The sequence below is a fragment of the Halalkalibaculum sp. DA384 genome, assembly GCF_043951955.1.
GTDB lineage: Bacteria > Bacteroidota > Rhodothermia > Balneolales > Balneolaceae > JAMQKA01.
In genome coordinates this window covers 1-344 of record NZ_JBINJE010000129.1, presented here as the reverse complement: position 1 = coordinate 344, position 344 = coordinate 1, and the positions used below count along the sequence as shown (strand labels likewise).

General features: G+C 57.0%; 1 pseudogene. It reads left to right on the top strand.

Annotated features, from left to right (window positions below):
• Positions 1–215, top strand: a pseudogene (locus tag ACG2E4_RS18555) (dehydrogenase); the annotation flags it as partial.
• Positions 216–344: the final 129 nt, after the last annotated feature.

Genomic DNA, 344 nt, shown 5'->3' with positions numbered 1-344 from the left:
ACCAGCAGGAGCACGATGAGCTGTTTGCCGCAATCCGCAACGGCGAGCAGATCAACGATACCGAGAACGGCGCCAAGAGTACGCTGACGGCCCTGTTGGGGCGGATGGCCACCTACTCGGGGGATGTGATCGGCTGGGAGGAGACCCCGCCCGTCGTGCCGGGACCCGATGGAACATACCCGGTGCCCGTGCCCGGACGAACGGAAGTGGTTTAGGTAAGAGGAGATAAGTTGTTATTAGTTATATAAGTAACTAAAACCAAAGGGATATGAACAGGAAAACATTTTTACGCAACAGTGTGCTGGCGGGCTCGGCGATGGCTGTACCCGGGAGTGTGAAGGGGA